We start from the raw sequence: 24,743 nt of genomic DNA on the forward strand, positions 1-24,743 counted from the left end.
TTATGGCTCCCGTCAGAATAAGAGTTCGGGTATAAACAAAACAAGTGGCGGATACAGTGCCAGCACGACAACCAGTGCCAGTACCGCTATAAACAATGGCACAGCAGCCTTAACATAGTCAGTGGTGGAACAACGAAGGATATTACACACTGCGTACATTGCTATTCCAACTGGCGGCGTGGTGCCCCCCAATGTCACCATTATCAACATCAGTATGCCGAAATGGACTGGGTCAACACCGACAGACTGCATGAGTGGTACCAATATCGGCGTAAGCAACAATACGGTAATGGTGCCTTCCATCACCACACCTACTACGAGCAAGATAGCCAATGCCATAAGCAAAATGAGTTGAGGCTGCTCAGTAACTTGCGTCACCGCGAGAGTAAGTGAAACAGGTAGTTGTTCATAAGCAATAGCATACCCTACCACGCCGGATGCCAGGATAATTAGCATGATCATGCCGATGTCACTGACACTTTCAGACAACGACGTTGTGATATCAGACAGTGTCAGTTCCCGGTATGCGAACCGACCTACAACACAAGCGTAAAGTACCGCAAACGCGCCCGCTTCAGAGGGGGTAAAAATTCCAAACCGAATAGTAACGATCAGTAAGACAGGAAACAGCAGTGCCCATTTGCTTTGATTTATCGCCTCCAGGATCTGCTTAAATGAAGGCGGATTAGCCTGTGTTGGCGCAAACCCTTTTTTCCTGGCCTGAAGATACACCACCAGCATTAAAACCAGTGTAAGCAACAGTCCGGGAATGAGCCCGGCCAAAAACAATTTACCAATCGACACGTTGCCCATGTACCCATATAAAATCAGACCGATACTGGGGGGAATACAGGCAGTGATCAGAGCACTTACAGTAATGGTTGCGGCACTGAACCCTTTACTCAGCCCTGATGCCTGCATAGGCTCTCCGAGGATTCGGGCCTGCATTGCCGCGTCTGCAATTGCCGAACCAGACACACCGCCCATTAATGCGCTGAGCACAATGGTCACGTGGGCGAGTCCTCCGCTTATCCAGGCAACCAGCAAATTCGAAACATGAATTAACCGTTTAGTAATGCCTGAGCAGTTCATCACATGCCCGGCCAGAATGAAAAACGGGACGGCCAATAAGGGGAAGCTCTGGCTCGCCGCTACCATGCGCTGTACCGCAACCGCTGTTGGTAATTCCGGGTTCTGAGCAAAGTACACCATTCCACTGGCAATCAATGTAAATGCCAGCGGCAGGCCGAGCAACAGCAATATGAGGAACACCACACCACTCATGAAAGCGACTCCTTCGCTAATTTATCAGAATGATGCGTGTCAGGCGTCAATACGCTTGCTAAAAACGCTGGCGGATTCTGCAAGGTATCACCCGGTTTACGCAAACAATGAAACACCCTGACACTTTGCTGTAGAAGTGTTACGAGCATGAGTACTGCACCTGCAGGTAACGCGGCGGTTACCCACGCATAAGGAATAACAGTGCTACCCAGAGTTCTGGCGGGATTTATTCCGACTAACTGAAAACCGAAAACTGCTACAACCAACATGCAGCTCATGCTTATCAGGTTTAGCGCCAAAGTCAGCCGCAAACGATTAATCAGGCGCAAGCGATTCATCAGAATATCCAGCCTGGCGTGACTTCCTTGCCGAAGTGCCTGGTTAGCTGCAATGACAGACAACCAGGCAAATAACAGCTGTGCGATGTCCACAGACCATATGATCGGATACCCTGCAGTGCGCAGTATTGCCGCTAATAATACCAGCAACACAATAGCGCCCAGCAACATTACCGCGATACCGCGTTCAATTTGAGCCCACATCAATGAGATTCCTTGATATCAACGCCCATTTGTTCAGCCAGATATTGCTGAATACGCTGATACACGTTTTCATAGCCTAATTCGGTGTAAACCTGTTGCGTGGCATGTTTAAAAGCGTCGATGTCTGGTTCAACTATTTCCACCCCAGCCGCAGCTAAAGCCTGTTCTATTTCGGACTGCCGAGCCTGTACCAATGACGTGGCAAATTCACCAGCTTCAAGGGCGCTCTTTTGGACTAACGCCTGATGAGCCTTGCTTAGGCGGCTAAACCAGTGATTACTGGCAACCAAACCGGAAATCAAATGAATATGACGGGTTTTGTTCACATACCCAATGACCTCGTATAACCGCGCTCCATAAGTCCCTGCATGCTGAGCCTCGGCCCCATCGATAACACGCTGCTGCAAACCACTGTAGACCTCGGCCCAACTCAAAGGTGTGGGTGTGGCGCCCATTGCACGAATGGTACTTATCCAAACGGGTGCGCCAATCGTTCGCAGCCGCACACCATCTAAATCGTCAGGCGTGAAAACCGGCTTATTGGTAAGCACATGCCGTTCCCCCTGCCACCAGTTAAATCCTAATACCTTGATACCGGACTGTGTTGCCAGGGCATTGGCCCATTGTTCAAACATCGGCGACTGAACCAGCACATTGAGCTGTTCTACGTTGTCAATAAGATAAGGCGCACTCAGCACGCCAATTTCAGGCTGATAAAAAGATAACCGGCCAGCATCAACCAACACCGCAACAGGAGCACCGGCCATCGCTTGTTCCAGAATGTCGTTGTCGTTGCCCAACTGGGAGCCTACGAAGAGACGAACCTTGATCTGGTTGTCAGATCCTTGTTCTACAGCCTGCTTAAACCGAAGTAAGCCCTGATACATCGGGTCGCTCTGGCTCAGTGCTGTTACCACATTTAACGTGGAAGCCTGCGCTGGCATGTAGCAAGCTAAAAACGCAAGCACAACCCGAGCGAACAAACGGCAGGTTTTCCATAATGGTTGCTTCACAGGTATACCAGGCCAGACATGAGCATTGTCTCCAACAGCACTAAAATGCGACTGTAAAACATACTGATTTCATTGCTAATGCTCAATAGCGTAGACATTCTTCAATTCCGCTTTGCCATTACTTTTTATGACTAAGCATGCTTGAAGCGACCCGTTATAAAACGGGTTTCCTGATAATTGAAATAGCGACTCGATATCATCGAGCGCGACTGACTGTGTAGGTAAGTACTTTTATGAAAGAATGCGTTTGATGAATATCGTCGACGGCTTGTTCTTTGATATGAAAGCGCAGATTTACACTGATTGAGGTAATTGAGGTAGCAGATACGCAAAAAAAAGACCAGCTGGATAGCTGGTCTTTTTATATGGCGTCCCCTAGGGGATTCGAACCCCTGTTACCGCCGTGAAAGGGCGGTGTCCTAGGCCTCTAGACGAAGGGGACTGAAAATCTGCTTTCGAAAGCAAGCTTTCGAGATTTTCAGTAAGGCGAAGTGAGCCCGCGAACTGAGCGACCTTAGCCTTACTGGTTTTCAAGTCCTGAAGAAGCTGGAGTGTAACTCACGAATTACTAATCTAGTAATTCTCAGCGTTCTTCGGCCTATTCCACAGTATTAACCGACTGTGACGCGGTATGTATGGCGTCCCCTAGGGGATTCGAACCCCTGTTACCGCCGTGAAAGGGCGGTGTCCTAGGCCTCTAGACGAAGGGGACAAAAAATCTTCTTTGCGAAGCGGAGCTTCGCAGATTTTTTGTAAGGCGACGCGAGCTCTGCGAGCTGAGCGACATTATTCCTTACTGACTTTTTGTCAGAGAGCGAACTCTCTAAGCCTATTCCACAGTATTACCCGACTGTGACGCGGTGTATATGGCGTCCCCTAGGGGATTCGAACCCCTGTTACCGCCGTGAAAGGGCGGTGTCCTAGGCCTCTAGACGAAGGGGACTGAAAATCTTCTTTACGAAGAAAAGCTTCGCAGATTTTTTGTAAAGGCGAAGTGAGCCAGCGAACTGAGCAACCTTACTTAATACCTTTGCAAAAAGATTCTAGTCCTGAAAGCAACTAAGCTTCCGGCCTATCCCACAGACATCGACGACATCTACGAGAAGAAATTTGGTGGAGCCAGGCGGGATCGAACCGCCGACCTCTTGCATGCCATGCAAGCGCTCTCCCAGCTGAGCTATGGCCCCGTATCATCGGAAACTTGTCTGTGACTGTTCCGTGACAGCGGGGCGCATTCTAGGCATCAGGCGTTTTCATGTCAACGGTTTTTTTAGGAATTTTCTCTGTTTGCTATAAAAGTGAGCGCCTTGTTTATTCTCTCAACAACTTTTGCTTTTGGCAGCAGATGTAGGGTCACATCAAGAGAAGGAGAATTACCGCCTCCCGTTGCCGCAACACGCAATGGCATTCCCACTTTACCCATACCCACACCCAGAGATTCTGCCGCACCGTTAATTGCCGCGTGAATCGTTTCTGGCGTCCAGTCAGCAAGCGCTTCCAACTTTTCCTGTACAACTTGCAGTGGCTCTTTAGCAACCGGGCGTAAGTGCTTCTTCGCGGCATTCGCGTCGAAATCCTCAAAGTCCTGATAGAAATACAGACTGATCTCCGCCAGTTCTTTCAGTGTTTTCACCCGGTCTGCCTGAATGGCGATGACGTCTTCCAGCGCAGGACCAGCAGACAAATCTACATTTAGTCGCTCAAAGTGCCATTTTGCGTGTTCTGCGACTTCTGAGCCAGGTAACGTCTTAATATAGTGTTGGTTCAACCAAATCAGCTTTTCTGTATTAAATGCAGAAGCAGACTGACCGATTGCGTCCAAACTGAATAACTCTATCATTTCCTGTTCAGAAAAGATTTCCTGGTCACCGTGAGACCAACCCAGACGCACCAAATAATTTTTAACCGCTTGTGGCAAATAACCGTCATCACGATATTGCATTACGCTGACGGCGCCATGACGCTTAGACAGCTTTTTACCGTCGTCGCCCAGAATCATGGATACATGGGCGTACTCTGGCACCGGTGCATCAAGTGCTTTTAAGATATTAATCTGACGTGGCGTGTTATTAATATGGTCTTCACCACGCACAACATGCGTGATGCCCATATCCCAATCGTCCACTACCACACAGAAGTTATAAGTAGGCGTGCCATCTGAACGCTGAATAATCAGATCGTCCAGCTCACTGTTGCTGATTTCGATGCGCCCACGAACGTGATCGTCAAAGACAACCGAGCCTTCTTGTGGGTTTTTAAAGCGAATAACATATGGCTGCCCTTCCGGGTGATCTGTTCTGTCACGCCAGGTGCCAGGATAACGCGGTTTCTCGCCACGTTCTTTTTGTGCTTCGCGAATAGCATCCAGTTCATCTGCCGGCATAAAGCACTTATAGGCTTTACCTTCTTCCAGCATGGTTTGAATAATGGCTTTATAACGGTCGAAACGTTCCGTTTGATAATAGGGCCCCTTGTCCCAGGTTAACCCGAGCCATTGCATGCCGTCTAAGATGGCTTGTTTGGCTTCTTCGGTTGAACGTTCAATGTCGGTATCTTCTATACGTAATACAAATTCACCGCCCTGGCTTTTTGCATATAACCAGGAATACAGCGCTGTACGAGCGCCACCAACGTGAAGATAGCCCGTAGGGCTGGGTGCAAATCGGGTAACTACCGCCATGATTCATCTCTACAATAAAAAAGTGCGCGCATTTTACCAGCCAATGCCCTTCCCTACCAAGCCCTGACAAAAGATTGATGAGGAATTCAACAAATTGAGGGGATTTTCGACACGTAAAGCCCATATCGTTTAGATTTCAGGCAAACGATTATTTTTTTATATTTTGTTGTTGACAGTTTTTCTCGCCTCCCTATAATACGCCCCACTTGCCGAGTACGGCAGATAAAAAAGACGGACGCTTAGCTCAGTTGGGAGAGCATCGCCCTTACAAGGCGAGGGTCACTGGTTCAAGCCCAGTAGCGTCCACCACTTATTCTCTAAGAAGTGAATTAGTTTCTTTTTTATCATCAAAGCACAATATGGACGCTTAGCTCAGTTGGGAGAGCATCGCCCTTACAAGGCGAGGGTCACTGGTTCAAGCCCAGTAGCGTCCACCACTTCCCTATTCCGAATTTCTATATTAAAACACAAGTTTTGGTTCAATATTTGACTGCGAGCCAAGGCAGACCCAGACCTCTTTTCTTTTCGATGGCTTACGTCCTTTTAAGATCGTATTTTGTGTCGTATTAAGATAATCCAAGTACTATCCCTACTGCGTAATTAATAAGTCCGAAATTAAAAATCGAACAATTTATACCAATCCGCATAGAATGGGATATAGCAACCAGTAATGTTCCGGGGCACTGCAATATCAAGCCTAACGGGTCGTTTTATGCCTGGTTTCGTTCCTTCTAATTATTATTCCCGAATTTAGAACAACGCCTAAAAATCGTTGCCTCATCTGCACTGCGTTATACAGTGACGCCATTCGCAACAGGTTTTGAGCTGATACATTTTCGATTCAATCTCATTCCCTTTAAATAGGCCAGTGTTTCAAGACTGTGGTGATGTCAACCAGTGTTTCCGGCATCATTACCATCTAGTACGCCAGCCAGCAATTTACGATTTTTGATTAAGCTCTTATTTTAAAAGAAACAACTTAAATACCGTATGATAGAGCACTCATAAATCACTTTACCCACCGTAATCAACAGACGCATTTCAGCATTTTCTATTGCAGCATACTTCGAGACCTGAACATTAATTTATGCCAATTCGTTGGGTGAACATGTCAGTACCTGGATTCAAAGTTCCAATCAATTCCCAACGTTGAGTCAGCCACAATTGGTTATCAATCCAGGATAAGGATATCTCCTTGAGCGCCTGACTAAATTTCGTTTAATCACCCCCCTAAGGTGTCCCCTAATTACGGTTCTACTGCATGTTTTTAACGTAAGTACGGCGATTGAAATTTAACGATCAGCAATGGCAAGCCTAATATGTCACAAAACCTTCATCAAAATTAGTGTCCGGTTTTAGCCGGTATAGCGCTCTTTAACCATGTCACCGCTCATCAACGAAGTGGTGCCGGGCCCGAAAAGAACATGCTATTTAAACTAATATGATGGAACTAACGATGAAACACACGCTCAACAAAACGCGCTTATCCGTGGCAGTGCTTGCTGCGCTATCTGGTATGAACCTCTCGCCAGTACAGGCACAAACAGTTAATAACGACGACACACTGGAAGTGATTGAAGTCACCTCTTTTCGCGGCTCACTCATTAAAGCCAAAGATCTGAAGCGCGAGGCGATTATTTCCCGTGACAGTATCCTGGCCGAAGACATTGCTGATTTTCCGGATCTCAACCTGGCCGACTCACTGCAACGTGTGCCGGGTATTACAATTACCCGCGAAGCAGGCGAAGGCCGGCAGATTTCCCTGCGTGGGTTAGGCCCTGATTTTACCCGTGTGCAGGTAAATGGTATGGAAGCCATGGGGACTTCAGCGTCGCCAATGGATGCCAAAGGCAGTGTAAGTCGTACCCGGGGCTTCGATTTTAACGTGTTTGCGTCGGAGCTATTTAATCGTATTGATGTGAACAAAACCTATTCTGCTGATCAGGAAGAAGGCGGTATTGGCGGCACAGTGGGGCTGTATACGGCCAAACCCTTTGACTATTCAGGCTTTAAAAGCGCAGTCTCTTTACGTGGCGGCTACAATGACAACAGCGAAGAAACCGATCCACGCTTTGCTGGCCTGATTAGCAACACCTGGAATAACGTTGGCGCGTTAGTGAGCGTTGCCTACAGCGAACGTAATACCACTGAGTTTGGCACCAATACTACGCGCTGGCGCCGCGAAACCGGCAAATCAGCCGCCGACGACACCAATACTGCATTGCAGGCAGAACTGGACTCCGGCGAGTTATGGTTTCCGCGCGGACATCGCTTTTCGCTGTGGAACAACCAACAACAACGCCTGGGGCTTACCGGGGCGCTGCAATTTAAACCCAGCGATGATTTCAGTGTAACGCTGGATGTGATGTACGCCCAGTTAGAGAACAACCAGGACGAGCACCACTCAGCAGTGAAAGACAATAAAGTTGTTAAAGACCTGGAATGGGTTGAAAACGACGGTCAAAAAGAGGTGGTGTACGCCAGCTACGAGGACGCTACCTGGCGTAACGAAAACAGCAGGCGTTTTAACGAGTCTACGTTTAATCAGTACACCTTAACCGCACAGTGGCAGCTTACTGACAACCTGAACATGACAGGGTTGTTAGGTACCAGCTCGTCTGACTTTGAGCAGCCTCGGGTGCAAAAGTCGAACATTCATGCCCGTAAAAAAGTGGATATTATCAGTGACTTCACCGGCGATCGGTTTTATGGCGCAAGCTATTCGCCAGGCTTTGATACCTCTGGTATTGAGGGGTTCGAAGTCAAGGATATCTATCTTCAGGAAAACTATATCAACAACGATTTTGACACTGCCAAAGTCGATTTTACTTATTATACGGGTGACACCGGTGTGCTGAGTTTTGGTGCTAACTACAAAGAGTTTGAGAACAGCGAATATCAGTTATCACAAAGTAATGCGCAAAACATCGCCCCACAAAATACCGGTGATATTACGCTTACCGCTAATATGACTTCGGTATTTACCCAGCACCCCGATACCAACTGGATTCAGGGCAATTTGTCAGTACTGTTAGATCACTATGGTTTAGCCGACTACCGCATTGACGATAGCAACATTAACCGCAATACCAAATCGCCGGTGAACGAAGAGACGTTAGCGTTCTATGTTACTTACGGCTGGGAAATGGAACTTGGCGGCAATCCACTCCGTATCCAATCCGGGTTGCGTTATTTTGAAACGGAGATCACCGCTGCAGGTATCTCAAATGGCGTTGATATCGAAACCTCACGCACCTATTCAGATGTACTGCCTACGCTGAATATGGTGTATGAGCTAAACGATGACATGTTGCTGCGTTTCGGCGCGAGTCAGAATATTACCCGCCCATCACTTGGTGCGGTGAGCTATAACGCGTCGGTGTCGCAAACCTCTGGCGATGCTATTACCAGCGTATCCATGGGCAATCCAACCCTTGAGCCGTTTGAATCAACCAACCTTGATTTAGCCTATGAATGGTACTTTGATGAAGTCGGTTATTTATCGGCAGCGCTGTTCCATAAAAAAATCGATAACTTTATCGTATCGACGACAACTGAAGTGGTGTATTCATCTTTGGGACTGCCAGCGTCCTTGTTGCCTGCGGATAAAACCGTCGACAGTATCTTTTATCTGGATCGCCCGGAAAACCTCGACTCATCCACTATCAAAGGTATGGAATTATCTTTTTCGCGGGATTTGGACTTTTTGCCAGCGCCCTTCGATAACTTAGGGGTTATTACTAATTACACCTATGCCGATGGCGAAGCACTTTATCGCAATATCTATGGTGAAGAGGGCAACAACCAGTATAAAGCGTTCACAGGCTTGTCGAAGAACAGTTATAACTTTACGCTCTATTATGAACAGGATAACTGGGGTGGGCGTATATCAGCTGCGTATCGAAGCCCCTATATCGCCAGTGCCTCATCCACGGGTGATCAGGATGAAAGTGGTTATCATGAAACCACGTACATCGACTTCTCTGCGTTCTATCAGATCACTGAAAGTGTGCGGTTAAACCTTGAGGGCATTAACCTTACGGATGAACGCGAAGAGCTTTACAGCGACTCTCACGATCGTCAGTACAATACCACCAGCAGTGGCCGTACCGTCATGGCCGGGGTAACTGTACAGTTTTAACTTGTCATGCTCCCTGTCACAGCAGGGAGCGTTTTTTCGTGTATTCGGTAGATTTGAAAAACTATGCAATATCGTATAATTGTTGGACTATTGGTGACAGCGCTACTCACTGTGTCGGGTTGTCAGTCTGGCAGTCACCCTCACTCTCATTCTAACTCCCTTACTTACTCTCACACTCACACTCACAACGAAGCTGACACAGAACAAAAGCCACAATGGTTGGCGGGCGATCATCATATTCACAGTCATTACAGCGTAGGCTGGGATAAGTCGGTGAATCCGCCGCGCCCCATTTTGGCGGGAGATGCGCATTACTCCACGCCTAAAAATGCCAGCATGGCAGCACGTCATGGCCTGGACTGGATGGTGACTACCGATCATGGTGGACCGAATCACAGCAAAGTTAATCTGGAAATGGCTTACCCTGAACTTAAGGCGTCGCGACAGGCAGTGCCGCAGGTGCTGCAATTTTACGGCATGGAGCTCGACACGCCGGGCGCGCGCCATAGCAGCTTAATCATTCCCCACAGTGACGAAGAAGCCCACCAGCTTTTCCATATCGAAAAACATTATAATCGCCGTGAAGTGCTGCACGAAATCACCCGCGATAAAGAGTCGTTAATGCTGGAAGCGCTTGCTGATATGCAAACGCATACGCACAAGCCTGTGGTACTGGCCAACCATCCGGGCCGCACGGCCATAGATTTAGGGCATTACACCAAGGTCACCCCACGGGAGCTGCGTGATTGGCACGATACCGCGCCCGATATCGCCATTGGTATGGAAGGGGCGCCCGGCCATCAGGCCAATGCAATTAACCCTGATGGCAGTATTGATCCTACCGGAATACGCGGCGGCTACGATAATTTCCCGACGATGGGCGGGTTCGATCAAATGACTGCCCGGCTTGGTGGATTTTGGGATAGCATGTTAGGCGAAGGCCGTCGCTGGTTTATTACCGCCACCTCGGATTCGCACGTTCATTACACCGACGGACGCACTGACTTCTGGCCTGGTGAGTATTCCAAAACCTACGTGTATGCTAAAAAAACCTACGAGAGCGTGCTGGAAAACCTGCGCAATGGCCGGGTGTTTATTACCACCGGCGATCTTATCGATGCCTTATTCGTTACTGTGCACAATCAGCGCACAGGAGACAGCGCTGATATCGCTGAAAAAATCACCGCCACACCTGGTGATGAGTTGCTTTTAACGGTGCGGTTTCGTGACCCTGATGGTGTTAATTTTAACCAGGAGAATCCGCAGGTGAACCGGGTTGATGTGATTGTCGGAGATATTACCGGACCATTGGCTGACCGTACTGAGGACCTAAACCCCACTACCCGCGTGCTGCAGCGGTTTTATGCCAGTGACTGGCAACGGAGCGACGATGGCTTTGTCACGCTGACGATGCCACTACGTCAACTCTCTGCAAGTAGCTATGTGCGCATAAGAGGCACCACGAATACCAACGAACTGGAGCCGCAAATCGATCCGCCGGGTGAAAACCCATGGCACGATTTATGGTTTTACAGTAATCCTGTCTTTATTCAATTTTAAACACTTATGACAGCGCGGTTTAACCCCGCGCTGTCATAAAAACTTCACTCAATTACGTGTCCCGAAAGTCTGTTTGGTTGTTCTACATACTGAGTGCTTTTAAGTCAGCTCATGTGACTTGCCAGGGCTCAGAATCAGAACAAACGACATACAAGGACATATCATGAAATTTCGCCAATCTTTACTTTTAACCATTGCTGCGTTATCGAGTTCCGGTGTGAGTCACGCCGAAACAGGCACCTTTACTACTCTGAGTTACAATGTGGCAGGGTTACTGGAACTTTTTTCCAGCGCCGATACCGACCGTCAGCAAGCAACCGAACAAATCAGTTGCTACGTTAATGCGTTTGACGTGGTCAATGTACAAGAAGACTTCAACTATCACGCCGCCCTTTACGATACCTGCAATACGCACACTCATCGCACCTCTACCACCGGCGGCATGGGCATTGGTAGCGGTTTGAATACCATGAGCTATTACCCCTTTCCTGGTGTTTATCGCGTGTCATGGGATAACTGTAATGGTGTTGACTGCCTGACGCCGAAGGGCTTTACCCTGACGCAAGTTCAGCTAAGTGAAGGTGTTTATGTGGATGTGTATAACCTGCACACCCAGGCTCAGGTGGCAGAAGCTGATTTAAGCGCCCGACGCGCCAATATTTTGCAGTTGGTGGATTATATCAACCAGCACAGCAGCGACAATGCAGTCATTATCGCAGGCGATACCAACACGCGATTTACCCGTGAGGGCGACAATATTCGGGAGTTGCTGGATATTGGTTTTAGCGATGTCTGGGTTGATCTGGTGCGTCACGGCAGTATTCCCGCATCGGGTGCTGAGGCATTAGTGTGCGATCCAAAAATCACCGATTTTAACTGCGAAATCGTCGACAAGGTGCTATACCGAAGCAATGCTTTTATTAACCTTACCCCAACCGATTATCTGGTGCGTGTCGACGATCTAAACAGTAACGGTGAAAAACTCTCCGATCATCCACCAGTAGCGGCCAACTGGCACTACAGTACCAATGTAAATATGCAGTTGTCTGGCTACAGTGGTGGTACTGGTGGCCAATTTTTCAGTGATGTAACCGCGGTAGATGCCAATCCCGACGTTGCATCAGTGTGGCTACGTGCCGGCGCTCGGGTTGATCAAATTGGCCTGACAGACAGCACTGGCACCAGTCGGAGTTACGGTGGGACAGGCGGTAACCTGCAAGCGTTAACTTTACAAACCGGCGAGTATGTCACCGCCGTTGAGGTGTGCTTAGGCGTGCGCAACAACAGCCAACGTGTTTTTTACACAGCCATCGAGACGAATCAGCAGCGCGCGATAAGCGGCGGTACAACAACGGCCAACTGCACCCAATACCAGGCACCAAATGGCTGGCAAATAAGCGGCTGGCACGGCCGGGCTGCGAATGAACTTGATGCACTGGGCGTCATTTATACCCCGGTTAATTAATAAGGTCGACAGAGCATTAGCCGCAACAGGCTAATGCTCTGTCACAAAACCTTCATCAAAAAGGCTGTCCAGTTTTAACAGGTTGCTCACTCTACCTGATTGACCGTCGTATTCATTGTTTCTCTACTATGTGTGCGTTGGTCGGTCTGAGCAGGTATACCAAAAGGTATGCTGTCGCTAATTTGTCATAACAATGACATAAACTTACACGCAGTGAGTCGATAACCGAAATGTCAGACGTTAACGTGAGTAGCAAGGATATTCATAAGCAAATTATTGAAGGGGCGCAACTTAATCGCTACCTGAATCGTCATGCAAACAGTGCTGACGAAGCCGCTGATATTTATCAGGAATCGATAGTGAGAGTACTTGAGCAATCACGCCGTCACCGTATTGATAATCCACTGGCCTATGCCATTAGGGTGGCACGAAACTTATTAAGTGCCCGCGGCCACAAGGAGGACTCAGACGAAATCGACAGTATAGCCTGTTCGCGCTACGCACCGGCCGATCATGTTGAGCATGCGCAGATCTGCGCACAGTTATCAGATGTATTGGAAAACATGCCGCCGTTAAGAAAAAAAGTCTTTATTCTCCGCAGGGTGGAGGGGGAATCGCGCCAGCAAATCGCCCGACAACTGGATATTAGTGTCGATGCGGTGTCAAAACACCTGAGCCGGGCGATGGCTGATGTGCAACTCTACCTCGATCGGCATCAATAAGTAGCAGGATGAATTCAGTGACTTCCCAATCTATTTCAACAGACGTGTATGAACAGGCCGCCGCTTGGCTGGAGCGTCTCGACAATGGCCCGCTCGATAAACTCAGCAAACGACGGTTTATTAACTGGGTTGATGCTCACCCAACCCACAAACAGATGTTTGAGTCGATGCTGATCACCTGGTCGTCGCCAACCCTGGAGCGAGCGCTTGCTGACGCAAAGCAAACTATTACTCTTAAAGATCATCTTCGCTGCACCCCCGCCATTCGTTGGTGGCAAACGGCGTTTATTTGTACCGCACTGGTAATAGGCGTAATCGCGTGGCAGTTAACGCCCAATCAACCTTCAGCCATTGTGCATCAGTACGCGACCAACACCGGCGAAATGCGTGATATCAGGCTTGAGGACAACAGCGAAGTAACAATGGGCTCAGCCAGCGACGTTTATATCAAATTCAGTGACCGGCACAGGTTGGTTAATCTCAAAAAGGGGGCGGCTTATTTTGATGTGACCAGCAATAAACAACGGCCGTTCGAAGTCAAAATTGGCAGCGCCAGTGTTGTTGCGGTAGGCACCGAGTTTAACATCGACCGCGGCCAGTACTTTACTGACGTGGTGGTACACGAAGGCGCGGTTGAGGTGGCGGGGAGTCGTGATGACAAGCCGGTACTCGTCAAAGCAGGAGAGCAAATTAGAATCACCGGGCGAACACTTGGCCTGGTTCAGAGCATTGATATTAGTCGAACCGTAGACTGGCGTTCAGGCTGGCTTGAGCTGGATAACGAATCTTTACACTATCTGGTTGAACGTTTGAATCGCGAATCGGCCAAGCACATACGCATCGACTCACCAGCACTTAACGATATACGTGTTGCCGGACGGTTTCGGCTTAAAGATCCGGGCCAGGCGTTGAATTTGCTGGCTGAGGTCTATGGACTCAAAATTGAAGAAACCGCTGAACGCTACACCATCACGCGGCTACCCTGATACCAATGCGTCAGTTACTCGTTCGTAACGCCCTGGTGGTGGCTTTACTGACGCAGTATAGCGGTTGCGTCATTGCAGGCGAGTTTGTCTCCGCAGGGGGTGGAGCAGAGCTCCAACGGAAAGAATTGTTAAGCTTTCCTGCGCAACCGCTGGATAAGGCACTGGTCGCTTTTGCCCGCGCGACTAACCAAACCTTGGTGTACGATCCTGTTGAAGTGAGCCGTTACCAGGCGCCGGCACTTTCCCAACCACAATCGGTGCTGGCAGGGCTCAGACGGTTGTTATCGCAAAGTCCACTACAAGTAAAGTCGCATGCTAACGGCTGGATCATTACCCCTGTTACCCCCACCACAGTAACAACTCAGCCGCAAAAAGTGGCTTCTGCAGACACCGCAATGGAAGAAGTTACGGTAACGGCCAGCTATAGCAGTAGTCTCAATAAAGCGCGCCAGCAAAAGCGCTTTGCGCCGCAAACACAGGAAGTGGTCATGGCGACTGACATTGCTGAGTTTCCCGCACTCAATATTGCGGATGCGCTCAACCGTACGCCGGGTGTCTCAGTAGAGCGTGACCGCGGTGAAGCCTTGTTTGTGAGTATTCGCGGGTTGCCTACACAATTTAATACACTCAGTGTGAATGGATTGCCCATCGCCGCCAATGAAAATGTGCGTACCTCAGAACAATACGGGCGACGTTTTCATTACGATACCTTACCGGCGGAGTTAGTTGCCGGGGTTGAAGTGAATAAAACCACAATGGCATCTGATTTTGCTGGCGCTATCGGTGGTAGCGTGAATATTTCTACTTACCGGCCACTGACATTAGGCAAGCGGCAATTTGCCTTTAAAGCCATGAGTAGCGAATCACCGTTGGCAAATCATCGCGACCCGCGCTTTTCTCTGTTAGGGAACTGGGTTAACGATCTCGAAAATGTTGGTGTGATGGTTGCTGCCACCTATGCCAGACGGCATGTGCGTCAGGACCGTGTGTTGTCGTTTGACTGGGTCATTAACGATGGTGATGCTATTGGTAAACAAGGTGATATTTACTACACACCCAATATCCGGCCGACTCAGGAGCAGGAGGACAGGCACCGGTTTGGTTTAAGCGCAGCCATTGACTGGCAGCGCTCATCTCATCAACTTATCACGCTTTCGTATTTGGGATTGAGCCAATCCATTGATTACGATGAGAATTCTTATAGTGCTGACTATGACTACACCCAATTGGATCCAGACAGCGCGTTGTGGGACGGGAATATTCTGGCTGGTGGTGTTACGCAATCTGGCTCGGTGCAAATCAGTCGCGAAACCGCCGGTTTAAGGGATGACAGCCATAGCGTTACTCTCGAGCATGTTTGGCGTAATGGCAAATGGGAATGGCAGTCGCAACTGGGTGTTTCTGTTGCTACCAGCAGCAACGACGATCCCATAAAGCGCACACGTCTGCGCCGTGAAGGCGATGTGAACCTGAGTTTTTACTACAACCCGCAGCAGCCTTCAGCAATTCCGGCTATAGAATATCGCAATATCGATCTGCTTGCGGCCAGTGACTTTCCCGGCCGCCGCCTTGAGTGGCGCGAAAATACCATTCATGATAGCCAGCACTTTGCCAACTTTCATTTTTCCAAAGCAATAGCATGGTCAGGTTTTACCGGTCTGGAAGCAGGCTTACTGATCCAACGGCATGAGCGAAAATACCGCCGCCGTGACGTGATTTTTACTGCTGGTATTGAAGATGAGTACTTTGCACAGTCATCGTTTTATATTAACCAAAGTCAATTTCTTGAGAATCTGTCTCAACCCCTTCCAACGCAATGGTTGGTGCCTGAGCAACAGGCATTCTGGTCAGGAATTGTTGATCAGGCGTTACGGCAGATGCCACCTACTCAGAAAGATCTGTTTAATTCCTATCGCGTCGCAGAAAATACCAATAGTGCGTTTGTGCAGCTTAATTTTGATTACCCTTCTGTATGGGGAAACGTCGGCACGCGCCTGGTAAATACCTATCAAAGCAGTCATGGATACTTCGTCGAAACCAGCGATGTCTCAACGATTACGCCCGTCTCGTTTAAGTCTGACTACTATCACTTTTTACCAGCGGCCAATATAACTGTAGCGGTATCGCCAGCATGGCAGCTTCGGGGCGGCATTTCCCGTGCGCTCAGCCGCCCGGATTTACCTGACCTGGCGCCCAGATTGACCCTTAATTCTGGTGATGATCTCACCGCGAAAGGCGGTAATCCGTACCTGCTTCCTATTCAGGCATGGCAATTAGACGTGAGCGCCGAACTGTATACCGGTGATAATGGCGTTTTCGCGTTGAGTCTGTTTTACAAAAAACTGGATAGTTTTATTCAATCTGATTTTTCACAGTTGTTAGTGAACCAGAAATCTTACATGTTACAGGGTAAGTCTAATGGTGGTAACGCCAGTGTTTATGGCGTCGAATTGACTTATCAGGATGCGCTAAATCCGTTTTCTCAACCTCATCACCAATTAGGCTATAACCTGAATGTTACCCTGACCGGCTCGAAGGCTACTTATCAGCAGGGTAACAACAAATGGGAAGATGCGCTGGAAGGCGTGGCAAAGCGTACATTCAATGTCGAATTGTATTACGAAACCGCGTTGTGGGCGATACGGGCGAACTACAACCGGACTAGCGAAATCCTGCAACAAACCGAGCTTAGCACCATTCCGGCTCGACTCAGTGCCCCGTTTGGGGCCTTGAGTTTACATGCGTCATATAAGCTATCACCGCACGTTGTCTTGTTTGCTGAAGGCATGAACCTGCTTAAGCAGGCTGAATACGACTATGTCCTAAATGGTTACATTACCAATTACACCTACTATGGCCACACGCTCTCTGCTGGCGTGCGTATTACACTTTAAATCCATTTGCGCAGCCACTGCAGATTATTTCCAACTGGCAGTTAGGTTAGCGCTGTTATTGTATTTCTACGCGATGAATGGCAAAGGATATTACCAATATATGTGGTTATAAATATGTCTAACTTTTAAATCCATTAAAATATGCAGGCAGCAAAAGATTAACGATAGCAAGTATAAATTACGCCGTTTACACGATTATGATTCCGCCTGCCCCAAGGGGGCAAGGTTGAAATTAAGCTTATCAATACATGTTTATTAAGACAGAATATTTGTGCCTTGTTCAGGTGCTCTCGCTTCGTCTGCCTGCCTACGAATGTCGTCATTTTCACTGGACACATCATCGAGAAAAGATTGTGCCTCGTCATTTGAGTCTGCCCTATCAGTTGATGGCTCGTCATTTCGGCAAGCAGTTTGGTCGGGGTTAGTGTATTGCTGCTCCTCTGTGCCCTGTTGCACAAGCACCGGTACTCCCTCGGGAAACACTATTTCACGGGCGTCATCCGGCATACTGATGCCTTTTTCGGTGAAGAGATTAACCAGGTCACGCATTAGCACTGACGCCATTTTAATTACACTGGTGCTTTCTACATTTATCCAAAAATATACTTTCAAATTTATTGTGGATGAGCCCAATCCGTCAACCAATACCAATGGTTCAGGTTCCGCCAGCACATTAGGGTGTTCTGAGATAAGTGAAAGTGCCAGTTTTTGCGCGAGTTGGCAGTCTGCGTCATAACCTATTCCAATGGTAAATTGCCCTCGCATTTTAGGGTTTGCCGTCAGGTTTTTAATCGTCCCTTTGTATATGACCGCATTGGGTATTTGAATGTGGTTACCGTCAAAATCCACCAGCGTGGTTGCCCGAGTTGTCACTTTTTGCACAACACCAGTGTAGTTATTGATCTGTACGACATCGTTGATTCGAAATGGTCTTTGCACTGTTAACAGTAAACTGGCAATCATATTTTCTGCAATATCCCGAAATGCAAAGCCCAGAATTAACCCTAAAACACCGGTACCGCTCATAATGGCAACGGCGAATTCAGTTAAACCTGACAGTTTTAAGAAGATATAAAGCGCTAACAAAATGATTATAAGGCTAATCGCCCGTTGACTTACTGAACGCAGTAACGGACTTGCAGACAAATATCCCACTGGTTTGATTAAAGCGGCAGCCACTCTTCCCGCCAGAGTGACCATAATAACCATTATCACCAATCCCAATGCAATAGCCGGTAACTTCACAATAAACGCTTGCCAGTATGTATTTAACGCCATTACTAGTTCATTGGTTGAAGCTTCCATTCAATCAGTTCCCTTTTTGTAGAGTTCGTCAGTCACATTAACCGTGTAGCGACAGATAACTAATTAAGATCACATTGATTCACCGAACTACTATATCGATTTACGGATAGCCGCGCCAATGGCCACTAAACAGAAAAGTGATTTCACATTGACCCATGAGGTTTTTCGTGACAGGGCTTGCAAATCAGGTTTAAATAATATTTTCGGCAGCGCTGCCGATAAAGCATTATGAAACCAAACGGATAAGGCGGTAATGAACTTAAAGCTGGCCAGACAAACACGTGTCTTAGTGATCGACGATCAGGTGCTTGCCAAGGGTTACCTTAAGTACTCACTGGAGGAGTTAGGCTTTCAAAACATTGAATATGCCGACCGGGCCAGTAATGCATTATCCGCTATTCGCCGCCATCATTATGATTTAATCGTTTGCTCGTATGATTTAAAAAATGAGCAGGACGGTTATTTTCTTTATGACCAGCTTAAAGAGCACAACGAATTGCCCCCTAGCACGGCGTTCGTATTTATCTCTGCTGATACCACTGCTGACATAGTCCACAGTATTGTAGAGTTACAGCCCGATGACTTTCTGGCGAAGCCGTTTACTGTGCGCGAACTGGATCGCCGCCTTGGTCGCCTGCTGACCCGCAAGAAGGCCTTGAAACCAGTTTATCAGCTCATAGAACAAAGCACTCTGGACAAAGCGTTGCTGGAGTTAGAAAACTTTCTTACCGAGCCTAAAAACTCCGAGTTTTTCCCACTGGCATTAAAACTGAAAGGTGAATTGTTGCTAGCGTGCTGTCATTACGAAGAAGCACGTGAATTTTACCAGGCCATTATCAATGTTCAGAACTTCACCTGGGCACAGCTGGGTCTGATAAAAAGCTACATTTCGCTGGATCAGGATGAAGAAGCGGAAAAGCTGGTTATTGAGCTGGCGTTAAAACAGGATTCCATGCTGGCGGCCTACGACCTGCTGGCTGCGCTACAGATTAAACATCACGAATTTGAAGATGCGCTTGAAAGCGTTGAGGTAGCCAGTGCAATTTCCCCACGGAATCTTCACCGTCATGCCAAAGCGCTGGATCTATCCCGCTTGACTCACGACTACGAATCGCAGTTTGAAGCAGCGAAGAAAATCGTAAAAATTGCCAAAAACTCGATTCATGACAAACCAGAGATTTATTTAAATGTTGCGCGTTCAGGTATCGACTTTGCCATGACTGCAGAAGAAGAGCACACCAAACGCCTCATTAAACAATCAACGGAATACCTGAAACAATTAAAAAGCAACTTCCCCAAGGCTGACATAGACGACCAGTTAAAAGTTATCGACGCTCGTATGCTGTATCTGGAAGACGAGGTAGACAATGCCCGAGCGTTACTTAACCAACTGAATAATGACGCCTGGGAAACAGAAAGTATTGAAGGACTGCTCGACAAAGCCAAAGCCTTTCACGAGGTGGGTATTCAGGACCACGCGTTAAAAATCCTCGATATGATCGAGCGTCGCTGCAATAACGATCCGGCACAAAGCGATTTATTTCTGCAATACGTGCAACAGGAAAAAGTAGAAAAAACCGAGATCAAACTCAGCCCAAAAGCACTCAACAACAATGCGGTTATTCAATACCAGCGCGGCGATCTGCAAAAAGCCCTGGAGACCTTCCGTCAGGCGTTTACCATTATGCCGAAAAATCCGTCAATCGCGCTGAATTTGCTCCAGGCAACCGCAATAAACCTGAAAGAGTCCAGCAGTGACGCAGCGAAAGAGTCTCTTAATAGCACCCTAATCCACAATTGCCTGAAGACCATAGAATCGGGTCGGTTATCTGAAGAACAAGAGCAGCGCTATCAACGCGTTAAGAGCGTGCTTAAAGACCTCACCTAATTACTACCAAAATAGTCCACAAATATTGCCACCACAGGCTTTCTATCGCGATTGGCCAAGTTGCGAATATCAATATGTGGACTACTTTTGAATAACGTAGAATGTTTTTATTTCCCTTGATGTGGTCACCATCACATTGAAGCAATGGACAGCGAATTACACACATCGGAGGCCAGTAAAAACACTGTATTTTCATTTTTAGTGACAGAAGCGAATGAACCAGGCGTTGATCGAGAAGTATCGTCTCCACCGACAGGAATATGAAACTCAACTTACTCAGTATGTCCAATCTATTGCTGAGTTGTTTGATGTGCCTGTCGCTTTTCTGGGTCTCAGTGACAACGAGACCCTGTGGATTAAAGCAAAATGCGGCACAGAAGCAACGGAAGCCCCACTCAAGCAAGCCATTTGTCACCTGGTCATTGACTCCAATGACCTGATTTACATTGAGGACACACAGAAGGATCCTCGCACCCAAAAAATGCCTGCCGTTGCGGGCAGCCCCTTTGTTCGCTTTTATGCCGGGGTACCGGTTAAAATTAATAACGATTTGGTGGGGTCTTTTTGCATAATCGACGTCAAACCCCGCCAGTTATCATCAAAAGAATTACGAGCCCTAAACAATTTCGGTACTCATCTTGGGCAACACTGTGAACTGATATTTAAGCATTTAAGTTCAGAAGATGAACACGAACTGCTAAACAACTCACCTGCTGCATTGATACGTTGGCAAGTTCGCCCTTCGCTGTCCGTTTCTTATTTGTCTCCCAACTTAACTAAACTGCTCGGTGTCGCATTGCCTGAAGACGCATCGTTATTTAAATTGGAAGATGTAATCCATCACGACGACACAGACCATTTTCTGTTTACCGTCAGAAATCATCAGCAAGGCGCTGAAATTTGTGAATGTGACTTCAGAGTCAAAGTGCCGGGTAACCGATCTGTTTGGTATAAGTTAGTCTCCCGCGCTATTTTCGATAACGAAAATCTCATTGCTATCCAGGGTTTATTGCTGAATAACACCGAGCAAAAGTATCTTGAGAACCGCATCCTCGACACCAACGAAAGAATGCGTTTATTGCTGGAAGCTTCTGGGCTAGGCACCTCGGATTGGGATATCGAAAACGACACGTTGCGGGTCAACAACCGCATTTGCCATATGCTGAAGCTTCATCCCGACAGCGTGGATACGCAAAGTATGTTTTGGATGCAATTGGTTCACCCTGCCGACAAAGACAGACTTATTTCTCAAATAGGGAACAGCCTCAAAGAGCCTAATGGGGTTGTAGATATCGAGTACCGCCTGCGTAATGCCGAAGGACAGTATTTGTGGATAGAAACCTATGGCAAGGTGGTCACCCGCAACGAAATGGGAAGGGCTACGCGTTTTGCGGCCACTCACCGCAATATAACGGAGAAAAAGCTGGCTGAACTCCACGCCGACAAACAGCGGCGTTTACTGGGTTTTATTAACCACGCACAAAATTTATTTGTTGCGCAAAAAGACTTACAGTTAGCCTGTGAACAAATATTCCCTGAGCTTATTGATTTGGCCGAAAGCGCATACGGCTTTATTGGCAAAATGGAAACGGAAGACGGCGTCCCGTGTTTACAAATTTATGCTATTTCGGACGTAAGCTGGAGCGAGTCATCCAAAGCAGAATACAAAAAATTTAAGAAAGGCGAATTGCGATTTACCAACCTGAGTAATTTATTCGGGCATGTTGTCACATCTAATGCTCCGGTTATTGCGAATAAACCCATGATGCACAAAGCTTCGAAGGGCACGCCAGCCGGTCACCCTGTATTAAAGCGATTTTTGGGTTTACCTATCCAGCGTGAAAACAAGGTCGTCGGCATGATTGGCCTGGCGAATAAGCTGGAGGATTATTCTCAGAAAGACGTTGAGTTCTTAACTCCGCTAACTGAAACGCTGGCGTATCTGTTTAAGGCCGTGGAAGTTGAGCAAGCCCGTTATGAGGCAGAAGAGCGTTTATCCTATCTTGCAGCAACCGATCCACTTACCGGTTTAATGAATCGCCGTGCTTATTTTGACAAAATTCAACAATTTGCGGCCGAGAATAGTGAGCCTCACTGCCTGGCTATAGTCGATATCGACAACTTCAAAACACTGAACGACACCTACGGGCATCCTGTTGGTGACCAGGTTTTAAGGGCTGTTGCAAAGGTGATGCAACACAATATTCGCAACAACGACATGGTATCCCGTTTGGGTGGTGAGGAATTTGGGATCTACATTGACACAAAAGATAATGCAGTTTGCCATCAGATATTACAGGCAATTCTGGAAGAAATTAAACAACTGTCGTTTGATACAGACCAGGGACAGCTAAACAACGTGACCGTTAGCATCGGTGCAACCATGTTCAAGAAAGGCCCTCATGCGGTAGATACCACTTATTTTGACATCGCTATGAAACAGGCCGATCAAGCATTATACGAAGTAAAACGTAACGGCAAGGCCAGTATCAACTGGTTTTCACCTTCCAATGCACTTAAAAAAGACGGATTGATCACAGGCTTGAAATCCTAGGGCAAGTGACTGTGTAGCGTTACCGTGAAGGGGGTTAAGGCTTTGTAGCGTCAGTGTGGTAAACAACAATATCGTCGTTAAATACCTGGTCCTGATAATGCTCGGTATGGCTGAATGTCATACCCAGTTTTTTCATTATGTGAATGGAAGCGGTATTCTCTGGCAGGGCTATCGCACTGAATGAGTGTGCACCCAGTGTTTGCATATAGGTCATCACGGCTCGCGCCGCTTCAGTGGCATAGCCTTTTCCCCACCAGTCCTGCTTAAATCGCCATCCCAGCTCAATAACACTATCGTCACGTTGCTCAGTAAAATAACCATGCGGGCGCACCAGAATCCAGCCGAGTGCCGTCTTATCGCCGTCTTTTAGAGATGCTTGCCACAATCCCCACCCCGCTGGCGCATTTCGATAGCTAAGCATACGCGGTATAAAAATGTCATTCGTTTCTTTTCGGCTGGTTTTGCGGCCACCATTAATAAAGCGCATCACCGCTTCGCACTGGTCTAGTTCCCACAAAAACTCACCGTCCGTTTCGTCCAGTAAACGGTAAGTTAATCGTTCAGATTCAGGCTGTACTATTGCCATTGTTAGCCACCCAACATCGAAAGGTTCTTGGTAATGCCTGTGACTCCGTCCTGCAGGTAATGAGACACTTTTTTGTCCGCCAGTTTTTCTGTAATGAACCCCTGTAGCCCGCTTACATCGCCTCTTAACAAGTAATCACGCAAAGGCAGCCCATTGTCACTGAACAGACACAGATGTAATTTTCCTAATGCAGTTACGCGCAGTCGGTTGCAGCTGCTACAGAAGTCTGAGCTGTAAGGCATTATAAAACCAATACGCCCTGCGTAATCCGGGTGCTGCAGTTCCACTGCGGGGCCCGCATCTGCGCCGCGCTTAAGCACTTCCCACCCCGCCGCTTTCAGGCGTGCAAGAAAAGGCTCTGCGCTAGTGTGGTGTGATTTAAAGAAAGCCTTGTGTTGACCGGTTTCCATTAGCTCAATAAAGCGCACCGTCACCGGCATGTCTTTCAGCCAATCAAGAAAGGTACTTAGCTGTGATTCAGCAAAGGGCCGCAATAATACCGTATTCACTTTCACCGACATGCCTTGGATCAGCGCTTCATTTACGCCGTCTAATACCGCATTCAATTTATCCTGACCGCTGATCAGGGCAAATTGCGCAGGGTCCAGGCTATCAAGGCTGATATTCACCTGACTCAGTCCGGCATCTGCCAGTGATTTTGCATGACTCGCCAATTTACCGCCATGAGTCGTCATGGCCACTTTCTGAATGCCCGGCGTGGCAGCACAAGCCGCAACAATGTCACTGACATCTTTGCGCAGTGTTGGCTCTCCGCCGGTAACCCGAATCTTACACGTCCCCATCCCGGCGAAGCCTTTTACCAGGGTGTCGATTTCATTTACCGATAAAAACGTCTGCGCTTGCCCTTCATAGCCGTCGGGCAGGCAATATTGACAACGAAAGTTGCATACATCGGTAATAGACAATCTTAAATAGTAGAAGCGTCGGCCAAAGGTATCTTGTAGCAAGGGACTAGATCTGTTTTTTGAATCCTCAATACCTTCACGTTACCATAGCCCCGATTGTGACACCAATAGCATTCCGCTCTTACTTAAAACGAATACACAGGTTGATGGCGTTTGACTCGTTCTGCCTGCGAAGATATTTTATGTAAAGCCTCGCG

Annotated in this window: 15 protein-coding genes and 6 tRNA genes; 10 read left to right on the forward strand and 11 right to left on the reverse strand. The window is 47.8% G+C overall.

Features of this window, described 5'->3' with window-relative positions:
• Positions 1 to 12: 12 nt before the first annotated feature.
• From BUB81_RS11035 to gltX, 8 genes are all read right to left on the reverse strand, one after another.
• Positions 13 to 1,284: a TRAP transporter large permease gene (locus tag BUB81_RS11035; RefSeq protein WP_073322602.1), complete on the reverse strand. Its 1,272-nt coding sequence runs from the start codon at positions 1,282 to 1,284 to the stop codon at positions 13 to 15.
• On the reverse strand, positions 1,281 to 1,826 hold the full coding sequence (locus tag BUB81_RS11040) for a TRAP transporter small permease (RefSeq protein ID WP_073322604.1): 546 nt from the start codon (positions 1,824 to 1,826) through the stop codon (positions 1,281 to 1,283). Before BUB81_RS11040 ends, BUB81_RS11035 begins: the two co-directional genes overlap by 4 nt.
• Positions 1,826 to 2,839: a C4-dicarboxylate TRAP transporter substrate-binding protein gene (locus BUB81_RS11045; RefSeq protein ID WP_073322606.1), complete on the reverse strand. Its 1,014-nt coding sequence runs from the start codon at positions 2,837 to 2,839 to the stop codon at positions 1,826 to 1,828. Before BUB81_RS11045 ends, BUB81_RS11040 begins: the two co-directional genes overlap by 1 nt.
• A 366-nt stretch (positions 2,840 to 3,205) precedes the next feature.
• Positions 3,206 to 3,281, reverse strand: a tRNA-Glu gene (locus BUB81_RS11050).
• Positions 3,282 to 3,475: 194 nt separating this feature from the next.
• Positions 3,476 to 3,551: transfer RNA gene (locus BUB81_RS11055), tRNA-Glu, on the reverse strand.
• A gap of 155 nt (positions 3,552 to 3,706) precedes the next feature.
• Positions 3,707 to 3,782: transfer RNA gene (locus tag BUB81_RS11060), tRNA-Glu, on the reverse strand.
• 168 nt (positions 3,783 to 3,950) lie between these two features.
• Positions 3,951 to 4,026, reverse strand: a tRNA-Ala gene (locus tag BUB81_RS11065).
• A gap of 83 nt (positions 4,027 to 4,109) precedes the next feature.
• Positions 4,110 to 5,519 carry a glutamate--tRNA ligase gene (gene gltX, locus BUB81_RS11070; protein ID WP_073322608.1) on the reverse strand — a complete coding sequence of 470 codons (1,410 nt, stop codon included), beginning with the start codon at positions 5,517 to 5,519 and terminating at the stop codon, positions 4,110 to 4,112.
• A 233-nt stretch (positions 5,520 to 5,752) separates the two neighbouring features.
• Here gltX and BUB81_RS11075 point away from each other — a divergent pair.
• The 8 genes from BUB81_RS11075 to BUB81_RS11110 all read left to right on the forward strand — a co-directional run bounded on the left by BUB81_RS11075 (position 5,753) and on the right by BUB81_RS11110 (position 17,287).
• Positions 5,753 to 5,828 (forward strand) — tRNA-Val (locus BUB81_RS11075).
• 52 nt (positions 5,829 to 5,880) lie between these two features.
• Positions 5,881 to 5,956: transfer RNA gene (locus tag BUB81_RS11080), tRNA-Val, on the forward strand.
• Positions 5,957 to 6,975: 1,019 nt separating this feature from the next.
• Entirely contained in the window at positions 6,976 to 9,660 is a 2,685-nt protein-coding gene (locus tag BUB81_RS11085) for a TonB-dependent receptor (RefSeq protein WP_073322610.1), read from the forward strand.
• 63 nt (positions 9,661 to 9,723) lie between these two features.
• The gene (locus BUB81_RS11090; RefSeq protein ID WP_139241558.1) at positions 9,724 to 11,220 is read left to right on the forward strand and encodes a CehA/McbA family metallohydrolase domain-containing protein; all 1,497 of its coding nucleotides are present in this window, start codon (positions 9,724 to 9,726) and stop codon (positions 11,218 to 11,220) included.
• A 163-nt stretch (positions 11,221 to 11,383) separates the two neighbouring features.
• Positions 11,384 to 12,685 (forward strand): jacalin-like lectin, encoded by a 1,302-nt coding sequence (locus BUB81_RS11095; protein WP_073322612.1) that lies wholly within the window; start codon positions 11,384 to 11,386, stop codon positions 12,683 to 12,685.
• A 230-nt stretch (positions 12,686 to 12,915) separates the two neighbouring features.
• Positions 12,916 to 13,407 (forward strand): RNA polymerase sigma factor, encoded by a 492-nt coding sequence (locus BUB81_RS11100; RefSeq protein WP_084526444.1) that lies wholly within the window; start codon positions 12,916 to 12,918, stop codon positions 13,405 to 13,407.
• Positions 13,408 to 13,424: 17 nt separating this feature from the next.
• The gene (locus BUB81_RS11105; RefSeq protein ID WP_175555800.1) at positions 13,425 to 14,393 is read left to right on the forward strand and encodes a FecR family protein; all 969 of its coding nucleotides are present in this window, start codon (positions 13,425 to 13,427) and stop codon (positions 14,391 to 14,393) included.
• A gap of 5 nt (positions 14,394 to 14,398) precedes the next feature.
• Positions 14,399 to 17,287: a TonB-dependent receptor gene (locus tag BUB81_RS11110; protein ID WP_073322616.1), complete on the forward strand. Its 2,889-nt coding sequence runs from the start codon at positions 14,399 to 14,401 to the stop codon at positions 17,285 to 17,287.
• Positions 17,288 to 17,542: 255 nt separating this feature from the next.
• Here BUB81_RS11110 and BUB81_RS11115 read toward each other — a convergent pair whose 3' ends face one another.
• Complete coding sequence (locus BUB81_RS11115; protein ID WP_073322618.1) at positions 17,543 to 18,592, reverse strand: mechanosensitive ion channel family protein; 1,050 nt, start codon at positions 18,590 to 18,592, stop codon at positions 17,543 to 17,545.
• Positions 18,593 to 18,845: 253 nt separating this feature from the next.
• Here BUB81_RS11115 and BUB81_RS11120 point away from each other — a divergent pair, with 253 nt between their 5' ends.
• The gene (locus BUB81_RS11120; protein WP_073322620.1) at positions 18,846 to 20,480 is read left to right on the forward strand and encodes a tetratricopeptide repeat-containing response regulator; all 1,635 of its coding nucleotides are present in this window, start codon (positions 18,846 to 18,848) and stop codon (positions 20,478 to 20,480) included.
• 214 nt (positions 20,481 to 20,694) lie between these two features.
• Entirely contained in the window at positions 20,695 to 23,034 is a 2,340-nt protein-coding gene (locus BUB81_RS11125) for a sensor domain-containing diguanylate cyclase (RefSeq protein WP_073322622.1), read from the forward strand.
• Between the two features lie 34 nt (positions 23,035 to 23,068).
• Here the strand turns inward: BUB81_RS11125 and BUB81_RS11130 are convergent, their stop codons facing one another.
• Together BUB81_RS11130 and moaA are read right to left on the reverse strand one after the other, a co-directional pair.
• Positions 23,069 to 23,620, reverse strand: coding sequence for a GNAT family N-acetyltransferase (locus BUB81_RS11130; protein WP_073322624.1), 552 nt, complete (start codon positions 23,618 to 23,620; stop codon positions 23,069 to 23,071).
• Positions 23,621 to 23,622: 2 nt separating this feature from the next.
• The gene (gene moaA / locus BUB81_RS11135; RefSeq protein ID WP_073322627.1) at positions 23,623 to 24,588 is read right to left on the reverse strand and encodes a GTP 3',8-cyclase MoaA; all 966 of its coding nucleotides are present in this window, start codon (positions 24,586 to 24,588) and stop codon (positions 23,623 to 23,625) included.
• Positions 24,589 to 24,743 lie beyond the last annotated feature (155 nt).

The organism is Marisediminitalea aggregata (assembly GCF_900129565.1).
GTDB classification, from domain to species: domain Bacteria; phylum Pseudomonadota; class Gammaproteobacteria; order Enterobacterales; family Alteromonadaceae; genus Alteromonas; species Alteromonas aggregata.